16 protein-coding genes are annotated in these 14,789 nt (G+C 66.8%); 9 read left to right on the forward strand and 7 right to left on the reverse strand.

Annotated features, from left to right (window positions below):
• Nucleotides 1-101: 101 nt before the first annotated feature.
• The 8 genes from SP5_RS00990 (at nt 102) to eda (ending at nt 7,348) form a co-directional block, all read left to right on the forward strand.
• The gene (locus tag SP5_RS00990) at nt 102-422 is read left to right on the forward strand and encodes a MarR family transcriptional regulator (RefSeq protein WP_042482995.1); all 321 of its coding nucleotides are present in this window, start codon (nt 102-104) and stop codon (nt 420-422) included.
• A 142-nt stretch (nt 423-564) separates the two neighbouring features.
• A complete protein-coding gene (locus SP5_RS19930; RefSeq protein ID WP_335695348.1) occupies nt 565-732 on the forward strand; it encodes an SH3 domain-containing protein in 168 nt (55 codons plus the stop codon).
• Nucleotides 729-1,655, forward strand: coding sequence for an N-acetyl-gamma-glutamyl-phosphate reductase (argC, locus tag SP5_RS01000; protein ID WP_042482796.1), 927 nt, complete (start codon nt 729-731; stop codon nt 1,653-1,655). Before SP5_RS19930 ends, argC begins: the two co-directional genes overlap by 4 nt.
• 9 nt (nt 1,656-1,664) lie before the next feature.
• Nucleotides 1,665-3,128 (forward strand): glucose-6-phosphate dehydrogenase, encoded by a 1,464-nt coding sequence (zwf, locus tag SP5_RS01005; RefSeq protein ID WP_042482799.1) that lies wholly within the window; start codon nt 1,665-1,667, stop codon nt 3,126-3,128.
• 106 nt (nt 3,129-3,234) lie between these two features.
• Nucleotides 3,235-3,945, forward strand: coding sequence for a 6-phosphogluconolactonase (gene pgl / locus SP5_RS01010; RefSeq protein ID WP_042482801.1), 711 nt, complete (start codon nt 3,235-3,237; stop codon nt 3,943-3,945).
• Complete coding sequence (gene edd / locus SP5_RS01015; RefSeq protein WP_042482804.1) at nt 3,942-5,759, forward strand: phosphogluconate dehydratase; 1,818 nt, start codon at nt 3,942-3,944, stop codon at nt 5,757-5,759. The genes pgl and edd overlap by 4 nt, the downstream gene beginning before the upstream one ends.
• A gap of 21 nt (nt 5,760-5,780) precedes the next feature.
• Entirely contained in the window at nt 5,781-6,746 is a 966-nt protein-coding gene (gene glk / locus SP5_RS01020) for a glucokinase (protein WP_042482807.1), read from the forward strand.
• The gene (gene eda / locus SP5_RS01025; RefSeq protein WP_042482810.1) at nt 6,743-7,348 is read left to right on the forward strand and encodes a bifunctional 4-hydroxy-2-oxoglutarate aldolase/2-dehydro-3-deoxy-phosphogluconate aldolase; all 606 of its coding nucleotides are present in this window, start codon (nt 6,743-6,745) and stop codon (nt 7,346-7,348) included. Before glk ends, eda begins: the two co-directional genes overlap by 4 nt.
• 59 nt (nt 7,349-7,407) lie before the next feature.
• Here the strand turns inward: eda and SP5_RS01030 are convergent, their stop codons facing one another.
• Entirely contained in the window at nt 7,408-8,340 is a 933-nt protein-coding gene (locus SP5_RS01030) for a LysR family transcriptional regulator (RefSeq protein ID WP_042482813.1), read from the reverse strand.
• Nucleotides 8,341-8,435: 95 nt separating this feature from the next.
• Between SP5_RS01030 and bla the strand changes: the two genes are divergently transcribed.
• Complete coding sequence (gene bla, locus SP5_RS01035; protein ID WP_042482816.1) at nt 8,436-9,299, forward strand: subclass B3 metallo-beta-lactamase; 864 nt, start codon at nt 8,436-8,438, stop codon at nt 9,297-9,299.
• A gap of 3 nt (nt 9,300-9,302) precedes the next feature.
• On the opposite strand, the gene mltG is transcribed toward bla, so the two are convergent.
• The 6 genes from mltG to fabD form a co-directional block, all read right to left on the reverse strand.
• On the reverse strand, nt 9,303-10,271 hold the full coding sequence (gene mltG, locus SP5_RS01040) for an endolytic transglycosylase MltG (protein WP_042482818.1): 969 nt from the start codon (nt 10,269-10,271) through the stop codon (nt 9,303-9,305).
• Nucleotides 10,272-10,638: 367 nt separating this feature from the next.
• Complete coding sequence (gene fabF, locus SP5_RS01045) at nt 10,639-11,895, reverse strand: beta-ketoacyl-ACP synthase II (protein ID WP_042483000.1); 1,257 nt, start codon at nt 11,893-11,895, stop codon at nt 10,639-10,641.
• A gap of 120 nt (nt 11,896-12,015) precedes the next feature.
• Nucleotides 12,016-12,252, reverse strand: coding sequence for an acyl carrier protein (locus SP5_RS01050; RefSeq protein ID WP_007403554.1), 237 nt, complete (start codon nt 12,250-12,252; stop codon nt 12,016-12,018).
• A 132-nt stretch (nt 12,253-12,384) separates the two neighbouring features.
• Nucleotides 12,385-13,125 (reverse strand): 3-oxoacyl-[acyl-carrier-protein] reductase, encoded by a 741-nt coding sequence (gene fabG, locus SP5_RS01055; protein WP_042482821.1) that lies wholly within the window; start codon nt 13,123-13,125, stop codon nt 12,385-12,387.
• A 2-nt stretch (nt 13,126-13,127) separates the two neighbouring features.
• On the reverse strand, nt 13,128-13,556 hold the full coding sequence (locus SP5_RS01060) for a GxxExxY protein (protein WP_042482822.1): 429 nt from the start codon (nt 13,554-13,556) through the stop codon (nt 13,128-13,130).
• 28 nt (nt 13,557-13,584) lie between these two features.
• Nucleotides 13,585-14,544, reverse strand: coding sequence for an ACP S-malonyltransferase (fabD, locus tag SP5_RS01065; protein ID WP_042483002.1), 960 nt, complete (start codon nt 14,542-14,544; stop codon nt 13,585-13,587).
• Nucleotides 14,545-14,789: the final 245 nt, after the last annotated feature.

The raw sequence follows: 14,789 nt of genomic DNA on the forward strand, positions 1-14,789 counted from the left end.
GGGGCGTTATGACAACGAAACAACGCCCGGCAAAGCCCGGCACAGCCATTGGAATCGCCGCCGTGTCCAATCCGCACGACCCGCAGTCGCTGTTCGCCTGGATGAGCGCCCTTGTCGATTATGTCCGTTCGGGCGAGCCCGATCTGACCAACCGGCAAATGGCGTTGCTGCTCGTCGTATACCTGCGTCCCGGCCCCCATACGGTACGCGGTTTGGCGCGCGCCTTGAACGTCTCGAAACCTGTCGTTACCCGCGCCTTGAATAGACTGGGAACGCTGGGCTATCTGCGCCGCCAACGCGATGATAGCGACAAGCGTAACATCTTTGTCGCCAGGACACCTGAAGGGGCGGACTTTCTTGAAGAATTCGGACATTTCATCGGCGCTGGCGACGCCCCAGCCCTCCAGCGGGCCAACGCGTAAGAGCTTCGCCCTGCAGGGGCGCACCGTCGGGCTCGACCCGAGAACCCATGCGGTTCGTCCCGATCTGGCCGATGTCCGGCTGGCTGAATACGTATTCGCGCCCCATTATGCAGCCCCCCTGCCCTATAGAAGCAGCGCACCGGTGACACTGCGCGAGGGACGTGCCACGAACAGCACGGTCCTGGCCGAATTGCGGTCGGGCGAGACGTTCGAAGTGCTGGAGCTGGCAGGTGGCCATGCCTGGGGCATCGCGCCCCATCTCGGGCTGGTCGGTTATTGCGATGCGGGACTGTTGGAGCGGGTGCAGTGACGAAGACGGTCTTCATCGATGGCGGCGCGGGCACGACCGGGCTGGAGATCGCCGACCGGCTGGCGGGTCGTACCGACCTGTCGATCCTGACCCTGCCCGATGATCTCCGCAAGGATGCCGATGCCCGTCGCGAGGCGATCAACGACGCCGATTTCGTCATTCTCTGCCTGCCCGACGATGCCGCGCGCGAAGCCGTTTCGCTGATCGCCAACGACCGGACACGGGTGGTCGACGCCTCGACCGCGCACCGGACCGCCGCGGGCTGGGTCTATGGTTTCGCCGAGCTGGAGCCCGAGCAGCAGGAGCGGATCGCCGCCGCCCGCTTCGTGTCCAACCCCGGCTGTTACCCGACCGGCTTCCTCGCCCTTGTCCGCCCGCTGGTGCGCGCCGGTATCATCCCGGCGGACTTCCCGGTGACGGTCAACGCCGCCTCGGGCTATTCGGGCGGCGGCAAGGCGATGATCGCCGAATATGAGTCCGCGACCGAGCGCGCCTTCCGCCCCTATGGCCTCAGCCTCGCGCACAAGCACGCGCCGGAGATGCAGCGTCATTCGGGCCTGACCCACGCGCCGATCTTCGCTCCGTCCGTCGTCGACACCTATCGCGGCATGGTCGTCGAAGTACCCCTGCCCCTTTACGCCCTGCCCGGCGCGCCCTCGCTCGACACCGTCGCGCAGGTGTTGGCCGACGCTTACGCCGACAGCCGCATCGTGCGTTTTTCGGCGGATGCCGTAGCGGCGGTGAATGTCGAGGAAAATGCCGGAACCGACCGGATGACCTTGCGCGTGTGCGGCAATGCGGCCACGGAACAGGCGCGACTGATCGCCACGCTCGACAATCTGGGCAAGGGTGCCGGGGGTGCGGCGGTCCAGAATTTGAACATCATGGCCGGGCTCGACCCGACCGCTGGCCTCGTGCTCTAAGGAGACGTCATGACGCGCAATCCCGTTGGCAAGCTGCTGCTGTTCGGCGCGACCGGCGACCTGTCGCAGCGGATGCTGCTGCCCTCGCTGTTCAACCTGCATTCGGACGGGCTGCTGCCCGAGGGGCTGACGATCACCGGCACCGCGCGGTCGGATCATGACGATGCCAGCTTCCGCGCGTTCGCGGCCAAGGCGCTCGACACCTTCCTACCCGACGACCGCAAGGACGCCGACAAGATCGCCAGCTTCCTGGAGCGGGTGCAGTATCAGTCGCTCGACGCGTCTTCGATGGACGGCTTCCCGGCGCTGGCGGAAAAGGTCGGCGACGTGTCGAACGGCCTGGCCATCTATCTCTCGACCGCGCCCAGCCTGTTCGAGTCCACCATCAAGGGCCTCGAATCGGTCGGCCTGGCGGGCGAGACGGTGCGGATCGGCCTGGAAAAGCCGCTCGGCTACGACCTCGCCTCGTCCAAGGAGATCAACGACGCGGTGGCCTTCGGCTTCCCCGAGGAGCGGACCTTCCGCATCGACCATTATCTGGGCAAGGAAACCGTCCAGAACATCCTGGCGCTGCGCTTCGGCAATTTCTTCTTCGAGCCGATCTGGAACGCGCACGGCATCGACAATGTCCAGATCACCATCGCCGAGACGGTCGGGCTGGAGGATCGCGCGGGCTATTACGAAGGTGCGGGCGCGCTGCGCGACATGGTGCAGAACCATATCCTGCAGCTGCTCGCCCTGATCGCGATGGAGCCGCCCGCGCGCTATGACGGCACGGCGATCCGGGATGAGAAGGCCAAGGTCTTCCGCTCGCTGCGCCTGATGACGCCCGAGGAAGTGCCCAACAACACCGTCACCGGCCAATATGCCGACGGCGCGGTCGGCGGCAAGATCGTCGGTTCCTATGCCGATGAACTGGGCAAGCCGTCCAAGACCGAGACCTTCGTCGCGATCAAGGCGCATGTCGACAATTGGCGCTGGCAGGGCGTGCCCTTCTACCTGCGCACCGGCAAGCGCATGGCCGCGCGACGCTCCGAAATCGCCATCCAGTTCAAGCCGGTGCCGCATTCGATGTTTGCCGGGCGCGGTGGCCTGCTCCAGCCCAACACGCTGGTCATCCGGTTGCAGCCGGAGGAATATATCCAGCTGCTGGTGATGGCGAAGGAACCGGGTCTCGACCGCGAAGGCATCCGCCTGCGCGAAGTGCCGCTGAACCTGTCGCTCGACGCCGAGTTCGCAGGGACCCGCCGCCGCATCGCCTATGAGCGGTTGCTGCTCGACCTGATCGAAGGCGACCAGACCCTGTTCGTCCGCCGCGACGAGGTGGAGGCGCAATGGACCTGGATCGACGCCATCCGCGCCGGTTGGGACGCCAACGACGTCAAGCCCAAGACCTATCCCAGCGGCAGCTGGGGGCCGTCCTCCGCCATCGCGCTGACCGAGCGTGACGGGGTGCATTGGCAGGACGACTGACCTTCGCCGTCAGACCAGAAGACGTGTGACATTATCGGCAAGGCACGGGTCCGCTGGCCCAAGGCGGCGGATCGGCCTTGCCCCGACCATCTAGGACGCAGATACCATGACCGACGAAATCGAATGGTGGGATTACGAAGACACCACCGAAATGGCGAACGCGCTGGCGGGCGACATCCAGTTCATCATCGAAAGCGCCATCGAGGCGCGCGGCGCGGCGGTGATCGCACTGTCGGGCGGCAAGACGCCGATCCCGGTCTATGAAAAGCTGGCCCAGGCCAAGCTTGACTGGAAGCGCGTGACCATCGTCCCCGCCGACGAGCGGATCGTGCCGCTGGGCGATCCGTTGTCCAATGTGACCATGATCGGCAAGATTTTCCTGCCCAAGGGCGCGCGGGTCATGCCGATCGTGCCGCAGGCGACCTCGGACTATAAGGCCGCCGGTCGCTCGGCCGATGCGCTGATGCAGGAACTGCACTGGCCGCTCGACCTCGTGCTGCTGGGAATGGGGACGGACGGGCATACCGCCTCGATCTTCCCCGGCCCGGACTATGACGAAGCGCTCAACGGCCCGAAGGAGCGCCGCGCGCTGGGCCTGATGCCCGATCCGCTGCCGCCGGAAGCGCCGGTCGCGCGCGTGACACTCAGCCGCGCGGGCATCGTCTCGGCCCGCTCGATCATGTTCGCCATTTCCGGCCCGGCCAAGAAGAAGGTGCTGGAAGACGCGATCAAGGAAGGCGCATCCTCGCCCTATCCGGTCGGCCGCGTGCTGGCCGAGGTCGAACTGCCGATCGACATCCACTGGAGCGAGCAATGAGCCTCAACGCCGCCGTCTCTGCCGTTACCGACCGGGTCATCGAACGCTCGCGTCCGGGCCGTCAGGCCTATCTCGACCTGATCGCGCACGAGGCCGAGACGGCGGTGCGCCGCCCCAGTCTGGGCTGCGCCAACCTCGCCCATGCCTATGCCGGGACCGAGGAAGACCGCGACGCCATGAAGGCGGATCGCGGCATGAATATCGGCATCGTGTCGGCCTATAACGACATGCTGTCGGCCCACGCCGTCTATTATCGCTACCCGGAACTGATGAAGGTCTGGGCGCGCGAAGTCGGTGCCACCGCGCAGGTGGCGGGCGGCGTGCCCGCCATGTGCGACGGCGTGACGCAGGGCTATGCGGGCATGGAGCTGTCGCTGTTCAGCCGCGACACCATCGCGCTGTCCACGGCGGTCGCCCTGAGCCACGGCACCTTCGAGGGGGCCGCGCTGCTCGGCATCTGCGACAAGATCGTGCCGGGCCTGCTGATGGGCGCGCTGCGTTTCGGCCATCTGCCGATGATCCTGGTCCCCGGCGGCCCGATGCCGACCGGCCTGCCCAACAAGCAGAAGGCCGCCGTCCGCGAGGCCTTTGCCGAGGGCAAGGCGGGGCGCGAGGAACTGCTCGACGCCGAGATCGCCGCCTATCATTCGAAGGGCACCTGCACCTTCTACGGCACCGCCAACACCAACCAGATGATGATGGAGGTGATGGGCCTGCACATGCCGGGCGCCGCCTTCGTCAATCCGGGCACCAAGCTGCGCCAGGAACTCAGCCGCGCCGCCGTCCACCGGCTCGCCGCCATCGGGCAGCGCGGGGACGATTACCGGCCGCTGGGCCGGTGCGTCGATGAAAAGGCGATCGTCAACGCGGCGGTCGGCCTGCTGGCGACCGGCGGTTCGACCAATCACCTGATCCACCTGCCCGCTATCGCGCGCGCGGCGGGGATCATCATCGACTGGGAGGATATGGACCGCCTGTCGGCCGCCGTGCCGCTGATCGCGCGGGTCTATCCCAACGGCTCGGCGGACGTGAACGGGTTCGAAGCGGCGGGCGGCATGCCCTATGTCATCCGCGAACTGCTGTCCGAAGGGCTGCTCCACCGCGACATCATGACGGTGGCGGGCCAGGACCTGTCCGATTACGGCCAGACCGCTGTGATCGAAGACGACAAGCTGGCGTGGACCCCGGTCGGCGACAGTGGTGACGAGACGATCCTGCGCCCCGCTGCCGCGCCCTTTTCGGCCGATGGCGGGATGCGCATCCTGTCGGGCAATCTCGGCCGCGCCTGCATCAAGGTGTCGGCGGTCGAGCGCGAGCGCTGGATCATCGAGGCCCCCGCCCGCGTCTTCTCCGACCAGTCGGAGGTGCAGGCCGCGTTCAAGGCGGGTGAGCTGGAGCGCGACGTGGTGGTCGTGGTCCGCTTCCAGGGGCCGAAGGCGAACGGCATGCCGGAACTGCACAAGCTGACCCCGCCGCTCGGCGTGCTCCAGAATCGCGGCTTCAAGGTCGCGCTGGTCACCGATGGCCGTATGTCGGGCGCGAGCGGCAAGGTCCCTTGCGCCATCCATCTCAGCCCCGAGGCGATCGGCGGCGGCGCGATCGGCCTGATCCGCGACGGCGATATCGTTCGGCTCGATGCGGTCGAGGGCACGCTGAACGCCCTGGTCGATCCGGCCGAATGGGCCGCCCGCGAACTGGCGGCGACGCCTGCCCCGGCGCAGGGCATGGGCCGCGAACTGTTCGCGCTGTTCCGCCAGGCCGCCGACGAAGCCGAGAAGGGCGCCTCGCCCATCCTCGCCGCGGCCGGCCTGTAAAACGATAAGGGGGAGGACATCATGGAAATCGTAGCCGTCGACATCGGGGGCACGCATGCGCGCTTCGCGATCGCCGAGGTCGAGAATGGCCGGGTGGTGAAGCTCGGCGAGCCCTGCACGCAAAAGACCGCAGAGCACGCCTCGCTCCAGACCGCGTGGCAGGCGTTCGAGGCGCATCTGGGCCGCCCGCTGCCCAAGGCCGCGTCTCTCGCCATCGCCTCGCCGATCACCGGCGACGTGATCCGCATGACCAACAACCCCTGGGTCATCCGCCCCTCGCTGATCCCCGAGCGGCTGGGCGCGGACGTCTATACCGTCATCAACGACTTCGGGGCGGTCGGCCATGCCGTCGCGCAGGTGCCGGAGGAGGACTTCCTCCACATTTGCGGCCCCGAGGAGCCGATGCCCGCCAACGGCGTCGTCACCGTCTGCGGCCCCGGCACCGGCCTGGGCGTCGCGCAGGTGCTGATGACGCCCAACCGCTATCATGTTATCGAAACCGAGGGCGGGCATATGGACTATGCCCCGCTCGACGGGATCGAGGATGCGATCCTGAAGCGCCTGCGCCGCACCTATACCCGCGTGTCGTGCGAGCGGATCTGCTCCGGCCCCGGCATCGTCGCCATCTACGAAACGCTCGCCACGCTGGAGGGCCGCGCGGTGCCCAGCCGTGACGACCGCGAAATCTGGACCGAGGCGCTGGATGGCACCGACTCGATCGCGCTCGCCGCGCTCGACCGCTTCTGCCTGGCGCTGGGCGCGGTCGCGGGCGACTTCGCGCTGGCGCAGGGGGCCAAGACCGTCGTGATCGCGGGCGGCCTGGGCTACCGGATCAAGGACAAGCTGCTTCGCTCGGGCTTCGACCAGCGCTTCGTCGCGAAGGGACGCTTCCAGTCGCTGATGGCGCGCATTCCCGTCAAGCTTATCACCCATCCCCAGCCCGGCCTGTTCGGCGCGGCCGCGGCCTTTGCCCAGGAGCATTCATGACCGACATCGCCACCATCATGCGTACCAGCGCGGTCATCCCCGTGCTGGTCATCGACGACGCCGCCACCGCCAAGCCCTTGGCCGAGGCGCTGGTTGCGGGCGGGCTGAAGGTGCTGGAGGTGACGCTGCGCACCCCCGCCGCGCTGGAAGCGATGGCCGAGATGAAGAAGGTCCCCGGCGCGATCGTCGGCGCAGGGACCGTGGTCAACGAGCAGCAGCTGCGCGACGTGGCGGATGCGGGTGCGGAGTTCATCGTCTCGCCCGGCCTGACCGATCGGCTGGGCGCGGCCGTCATCGAGAGCGGCATCCCCTATCTGCCCGGCATCGCCAATGCGGGCGACATCATGCGCGGGCTGGACCTGGGCCTGACCCATTTCAAGTTCTTCCCCGCCGAGACGAGCGGCGGGCTGAAGGCGCTAAAGGCACTGGCCGCGCCCTTCTATCAGGCGCGCTTCTGCCCGACCGGCGGCATCACCGAGGCGAGCGCCCCCGACTGGCTGGCGTTCGACCGCGTGCTGTGTGTCGGTGGCAGCTGGGTGACGGGCGGTTCGATGGCGGACGTGGAGGCCAAGGCACGGGCGGCGGCGGCCTTGCGCGGGTAAATCTATCCTCCCCTCGCAGGGGAAGTGGCAGCGCGAAGCGCTGACGGAGGGGTGTCCCGCTATCGAGAGGGCGACACCCCTCCACCATGTTGCGCATGGTCCGCCTCCCCTTGCAGGGGAGGAATTACCTCTACCGCCCCCAGCAACCACTGCCGAAATGCTCGCATCGCAAGCCCTTCCTTGCGCGACAGCAACCGCGTCAGCCAGTAACGCCCCGCATCGATCTCGAGCGCAAAGGGCTGGACCAGTCGCTCCGCCGCCAGCTCGCGCAGGAACATCGCGCGCGGCGCCAGCGCCACGCCCAACCCCGCCATCGCCGCCCCCGCCATCAGCGCCGAACTGTCGAACATCGGCCCACGCAAGGCAGGCGACGGAACGCCAGCGGCGTCGAACCAGCGCTCCCACTCGCTGACCCGGTAGGACCGCAACAGCCTTTCGCGTGCCAGATCGGCAGGTTGCCGCAAGCGCCCTGCGATCCGGGGCGAGCATAGGGGCGTCAGCGGCGCCGCCTGCAATGGCTCGGCATGGGTGCCGTGCCACGCCCCGTCGCCGAACCGGATCGCGTAATCGAGGCCCTCCCCGGCCAGATCGACGCGGTTGTTATTGATCGACACGCGAACATCGATGTGCGGATGGGTCGCGGCGAAATCGTCCAGCCGCTCGAGCAGCCATCCGGTCGCGAAGGTCCCCACCACGCCCAGCCCCAGCGTATATTGGAAGCGCCCGTCGGCAAACCGATCCAGCGTCGCCCCGATCCTGTCGAACGTCTCGGCCAGCACCGGGACCAGCGCATGGCCGTCATCGGTCAGCGCCAGTCCACGCGGCAGCCGGTGGAACAGCCGCGCACCCAGCCGCTTTTCGAGAGCCGCGACCTGATGGCTGACCGCGCCCTGGCTGACGCACAGCTCGATCGCGGCACGGGTAAAGTTCAGATGCCGCGCCGCCGCCTCGAAAGCGCGCAGGGCGTTCAGCGGGATTTGGGCGCGGTCCATGCCTCATCATGAATTTCCCTCATGGCTCTGTCGAGGGAAGATGCTTTGTAGGCCCTGCCGACCCGCTTCATGATGCCGGACGAAGGAGATACGCCATGCTTGCCAGACCGACCCTGCTTTCGCTGATCGCCATCGTCTCCGCGCCTGCCATGCCTCGGGCACCCGATCCCCTGACCAAGCCGATCGTGACGGACCACACCGCCGATTGGCTCGCCCCCCGCCCGCCGGTGAAGGTCTTCGGCCATAGCTATCTGGTCGGCTTTGGCGGACTGAACGTCGCGCTGATCGATACGGGCAAGGGCCTGATCCTGATCGACGGCGCCCTTCCCCAAGCCGCGCCTGCCATCCTGGCGAATGTCAGGAAGCTCGGCTTCGCTCCCCATGATATCAAATATATTCTCAGCACCGAGCCGCATTTCGACCATGCGGGTGGTTTGGCGGCGCTCGCCCGCGATACCGGTGCGACCGTCATCGCCAGTCCGCGCGGGGCCGAAGGACTGCGCACCGGGCGGCTGGCGGCCGACGACCCGCAGCGGGGCTATGACAGCCGCTTCCCGTCCGTTCGCACGGTGAAGGTGGTTCGCGACGGCGGACGACTGCCCTTGGGCAACACCATCCTCACCGCACGGGCGACGCCGGGCCACACCATGGGCAGCATGAGCTGGAGCTGGCGCGCCTGCGAAGGCCAACGGTGCAAGACGATCGTCTTTGCCTCCAGCCTGAACCCGGTGTCGACCGACGATTATCGCTTCTCCGCCCCGGCGAACAAGGCGGTGGTGGCGGCCTTCGCGCGCGGTCAGGCGGCGATGCGCGCCCTGCCCTGCGATATATTGATTACCGCCCATGCCGATCAGGACGGCGCGACCAGCCGGTTCCTGACGAAGCCCGGCGCCTGTCGGGCCTATGCGGATGCGTCACAGCGCAAGGTCGCACAACGCCTCAAGGACGAGGCGCGCTGACGCTTACATCTCGCCGCGCTGGCGGCGGATCGCGTACCATTTCTGCACATTGGCGTTATGTTCGGCCAGCGTGTCCGCAAAGACATGCCCGCCCGATCCGTCCGCCACGAAATACAGCGCCTTGCTGTCCGCCGGGTTCAGCACCGCGTCGATCGAGGCGCGGCCCGGATTGGCGATCGGGCCGACCGGCAGGCCGGGGCTGGCATAGGTGTTGTAGCCGTTCTTGGCGTGCAGTTCCGACCGCAGGATCCGGCGGCCGAGCGGGCGCCCCTTGGTGATCGGATAGATCACGGTCGGATCGGCCTGAAGCGGCATGCCGATGCGCAGTCGGTTGCCATAGACCGCCGCCACAGTCCGCCGCTCGGAGGGCTTGGCCGTCTCCTTCTCGACGATCGAGGCGAGGATGATCGCCTCCTGCGGGGTTCTCACCGCGATGCCGGGCTTCCGTTCGGCCCAGGCCTGGGCAAGATAGTCCTTCATCGCCTTCTGCATCCGCGCCACCACCGAGGCACGGGTGTCGCCCTTCTGATAGGCATAGCTGTCGGGCAGGACCGATCCTTCGGCGGGGACCGGCACGTCGCCGGTCAGCCCATCGGCCCGCAACAGCGCGTCATGGACCAGCACCGAGGGATAGCCCTCGGGCACCGGCACCAGCCGCTGGCGAACCTTGCCCTCCTGCAGCAGGGTCAGGACGTCATGCGCGCTGGCCTGTTCGGGAATGGCATATTCGCCCGCCTTGATCGCGCCGCCATCGCCGAAAATCCGGGCATAGAGGCGAAAGCGGCTGGCCGAGCGGATCGCGCCCGCCTTTTGCAATTCGTTGGCCGCGCGGGCCAGGCTGGCCCCTTCGGGCACGACGACCGCCAGCGGCTTCTCCGCCGGACCGCTGCCCGCCCAGTCATGCGCGACCCAGGCAAAGACGGCGATGCCGATCAGCCCCAGCAGCAACCCGATACAGCCGACCTTGCGCATATCTCACCCGGTTTTGACTAGGGCGCCCAGGCCCGGACATGGAACAACCCCGGCACCGATCCGGGTCCGCTCGCTTGGCCGCCCGATGGCGCGGGCCGAACCATTTTGCAAGCGGACCCGGCCGGTGCCGGGGTTGGAATTCTATCGCTGCCCTCCGTTCGCGCTGAGCGACGTCGAAGTGCACGCCCTGACCTCACCCTTTATCCCTTGGCCTTCGACTTCGCTCAGGCGGAACGGAGGTCCGGGCACTGGGCGGAACACAGGGGATGGGGGCGCACCACCGCCGTTCAGCCTGAGCGAAGTCGAAGGCCACGGGAATCCCCCGGAACACAACGACCCCGCCCCTCACGAACGGCGGTTGGGCCGATCAGACCGCCTTCATCACCAGCGAAGCATTGGTGCCGCCGAAGCCGAACGAGTTGTTCAGCACCGCCTTCACCTCACGCTTCTTGGCCTTGTGCGGCACCAGATCGACGCCCTCGGTGCCCTCATCGGGATTGTCGAGGTTCAGTGTCGGCGGCACGATCTGGTCGCGCAGCGCGAGGATGCAGAAGATGCTCTCCACCGCACCGGCACCGCCCAGCAAGTGGCCGATCGCCGACTTGGTGCTCGACATCGACGCACCCGACAGATCGTCACCGAACACGCGCTTGGCCGCGGCCAGTTCGATCGTGTCGGCCATGGTCGAGGTGCCATGCGCGTTGATATAGTCGATGTCCGACGGCTCCATTCCCGCCTTGCGCAGCGCCATGCGCATGGCGTTCTCGGCACCCTTGCCCTCGGGATGCGGCGCGGTGACGTGATAGGCGTCGCCCGACAGGCCATAGCCGACGACTTCGGCATAGATCTTCGCGCCGCGCGCCTTGGCGTGCTCATATTCCTCCAGCACGACGACACCCGCGCCCTCGCCCATCACGAAGCCGTCGCGGCCCTTGTCATAGGGGCGGCTCGCCTCGGTCGGGCGGTCGTTCATGCTCATGTTGAGCGCGCGCGCCTGGGCGAAGCCTGCCACGCCGAGCGGGTTGATCGTGCTTTCCGCGCCACCCGCCAGCATGATGTCGGCATCGTCGTCGCGGATCATCCGCGCCGCGTCGCCGATCGAATGCGCGCCGGTCGAACAGGCGGTGACGACCGCATGGTTCGGCCCCATCAGGCCGTATTTGATGCTGACCTGGCCCGAGATCAGGTTGATCAGGCGGCCATGCACGAAGTGCGGGCTGACCCGGCCGGGACCACGCTCATGCAGGTTGACCGATTCGATCTCGATGCCCGGCAGGCCGCCGATGCCCGAACCGATCGACACGCCCGCACGCAGCTTCGTCGCCTCATCCATCTCGGTGAGACCCGCGTCTTCCAGCGCCTGTCCGGCGGCGTCGATGCCATAGACGATGAACGGATCGACCTGGCGCTGGACCTTGTGGTCGACGCGCTTGTCGGGATCGAAGCCATATTCATGGTCCTTGGGCTTCACCTCGCACGCGATGGTGCATTTCTGCCCCGTCGTGTCGAAGCGGGTGATCGTCCCCGCGCCCGACTTTCCAGCGATCAGATTGGCCCAGGCGGTTTCGACGTCCGCGCCCAGTGGCGTGACAAGACCCAGACCGGTGACGACGACGCGCCGCATATTCCACTCCATTCCCAAACGAAAACGGCTCCCCGCCCGCTAGTCGGGGTCGGGGAGCCGCTTGAAACCTGGTCTTGCGACCCGTTCGGCCCGCATCATCTGCGGGCCGAGGCCCCGGTATTAGGCCTTGTTCTCGTCGATATAGGTGATCGCGTCCTTGACGGTCGTGATCTTCTCGGCGGCATCGTCCGGGATTTCGACACCGAACTCTTCCTCGAACGCCATGACGAGCTCGACGATGTCGAGGCTGTCGGCACCGAGGTCGTCGATGAAGCTCGCGTCCTCGGTCACCTTGTCGGCTTCGACGCCGAGATGCTCGACGACGATCTTCTTCACGCGGTCGGCGGTCTCGCTCATGGTAATCCCTTCTCGTAATTCATCGGGGGTTGATACTTGCTGAACGCACGTAGAACGCGCGCCCTAGTCTGGCAAGCCCGTCCAGCGACGGACTTGGTGTAGGATCGGATCATTCGAGCCCTTTTTGCGGGCTCAGAGCATCGCCATGCCGCCGTTGACGTGCAGCGTCTGGCCGGTGACATAGCCCGCCTCCTTCGACGCCAGATAGACGACGGCGGCCCCGATATCCTCGCCCTTGCCCAGGTCACCCGCCGGAATCTTGCCCAGCAGCGCGGCCTTCTGCGCTTCAGGAAGAACGTCGGTCATCGCCGAGCGCATGAAGCCGGGCGCCACGCAGTTGACGGTGATGTTGCGGCTGGCAAGTTCCTGCGCCACCGCCTTGGACATGCCGACGATGCCCGCCTTGGACGCGGCATAATTGGCCTGGCCCGGATTGCCGGTCGCGCCGACGATCGAGGTGATCGAGATGATGCGGCCGAAGCGCGCCTTCATCATCGGCTTGGCGGCGGCGCGGATCAGGCGGAAGGTCGCCTCCAGGTTGACGCGGATGACCTGGTCCCACTCCTCGTCCTTCATCCGCATGGTCAGATTGTCGCGGGTGACACCCGCATTGTTGACCAGGATGTCGAGCTTGCCGCCAAGTGCCTCGACCGCCTGCGGGATCAACGCATCGACGGCGGCGGGGTCGGACAGGTTGCACGGCACCGTGACATGATCGCCGCCCAGTTCGGCGCGAAACGCCTCCAGCTTGTCGATATTGGAGCCGGACAGCGCCAGCTTGGCCCCCTGCGCCGCCAGCGCCTTCGCCACAGCGGAACCCAGGCCGCCCGATGCGCCGGTCACGAGGGCGGTCATTCCTGTCAGGTCGAACATGCTCATTCTCCGATTCTTTGGTTCACGCGGAGACGCGGAGACGCGGAGGGAGTGTGGGAATTGACGATCCGTCGCACCCCTTCTCTCAGCGTTGCGCCGCCAAAGTTAATCAGCAGGCCGACCGGCTGCCCGGTCAGTCTCAAATAGGTCAGCAATTGCTTGGCATGAGCGGCGGTAAGCCGCTCAACCGATTTGATTTCGACGAGCAGTCGCTCGTCAACAAGGAGATCGATACGAAAAGCGGCGTCAAAGGTCATGCCGTCAAAATGAATGTCTACCGGCCGCTGTCGCGCAACCCGAAATCCCATTCGCCCCAACTTGCCCGCCAGAACAGTTTCATAAACGCTCTCAAGCAGCCCCGGCCCCAAATCGCGGTGCATATGCAGCGCAACATCGAGAACGGCTCCACTGATTTCGTCTATATCCTGCATCTCCGCGCCTCCGCGTCTCCGCGCGAAATCAAAATTTCGCCAGAAGCCCCTCGATATCGTCCATCGTCACCACGCTGACCGCATCGACGTCCGGCGCGATACGCTTGACCATGGGGCCGAGCACCTTGCCGCCGAATTCGACGCACTGCGTCACGCCCGCATCCTGCATCGCCAGCACCGATTCGCGCCAGCGGACCATGCCCGTCACCTGCGCCACCAGCAGCGCGCGGATCGCGCCCGGATCGGCGACCGGCGCCGCCTCGACATTGGCGTAGACCGGCACCAGCGGCGCGCGGATCGTCGCCTCGGCCAGCGCGGCGTCCATCGCATCGGCGGCGGGCTGCATCAGCGGGCAGTGGAACGGCGCCGACACCGGCAGCAGGACGGCGCGCTTGGCCCCCAGGTCCTTGGCCAGCGCCACCGCCTTCTCGATCGCCGCGCGGTGGCCGGAGATCACCACCTGCGACGGGTCGTTGTCGTTGGCGACCGTGCAGACCAGTTCCTCGCCGCCCTCGGCCAAGATCGCGTCGACCGCCGCACCTGCGATCGTCTTCGCCTTTTCCAGGTCCGCGCCGAGCAGCGCCGCCATCGCCCCCTCGCCCACCGGCACCGCCGCCTGCATCGCCCGGCCACGCAGCTTCAGCAGGCGTGCCGTCGTCGGCAGGTCGATCGCATCGGCCGCACACAGCGCGGTATATTCGCCCAGCGAATGGCCAGCGACGAAATCGGCCTTTTCGGACAAGCGTACGCCGCCTTCCTTCTCCAGCACGCGCAGGGTCGCAATCGCGTTGGCCATGATCGCAGGTTGTGCATTCTCGGTCAGGGTCAGTTCGTCGGCGGGGCCTTCGACCATCAGGCGATAGAGATGCTGGCCCAGCGCCTCGTCGACCTCCTGGAACACCTCGCGGGCGACGGGGCTCGCCTCGGCCAGCGCCTTGCCCATGCCGACGGCCTGGCTGCCCTGGCCCGGAAAGATGAATGCACGCATGTTCGTATCTGCCATCAAACAGTAATAGGATGGCCCGCGCGGTAGAAAGGTCCGGCATGGCTGGCAAGAGCACGCCCCCTTCCGCGCTTGCCTTTTGGCCACGATCCGCTATGAGCCAGCGCACCATTGGGCGGGAAGCACCTGCTTCACCCGCCCTCATGCCATTTTGGCGTGACGGTATTGAAGTATGGAAGACAGCCGGAGGGGCGCGCCACATGGGGTGGGCGTCAGCGATCGGCCAACAT

Origin of the sequence: Sphingomonas parapaucimobilis NBRC 15100, assembly GCF_000787715.1 — a bacterium.
Classification (GTDB): domain Bacteria; phylum Pseudomonadota; class Alphaproteobacteria; order Sphingomonadales; family Sphingomonadaceae; genus Sphingomonas; species Sphingomonas parapaucimobilis.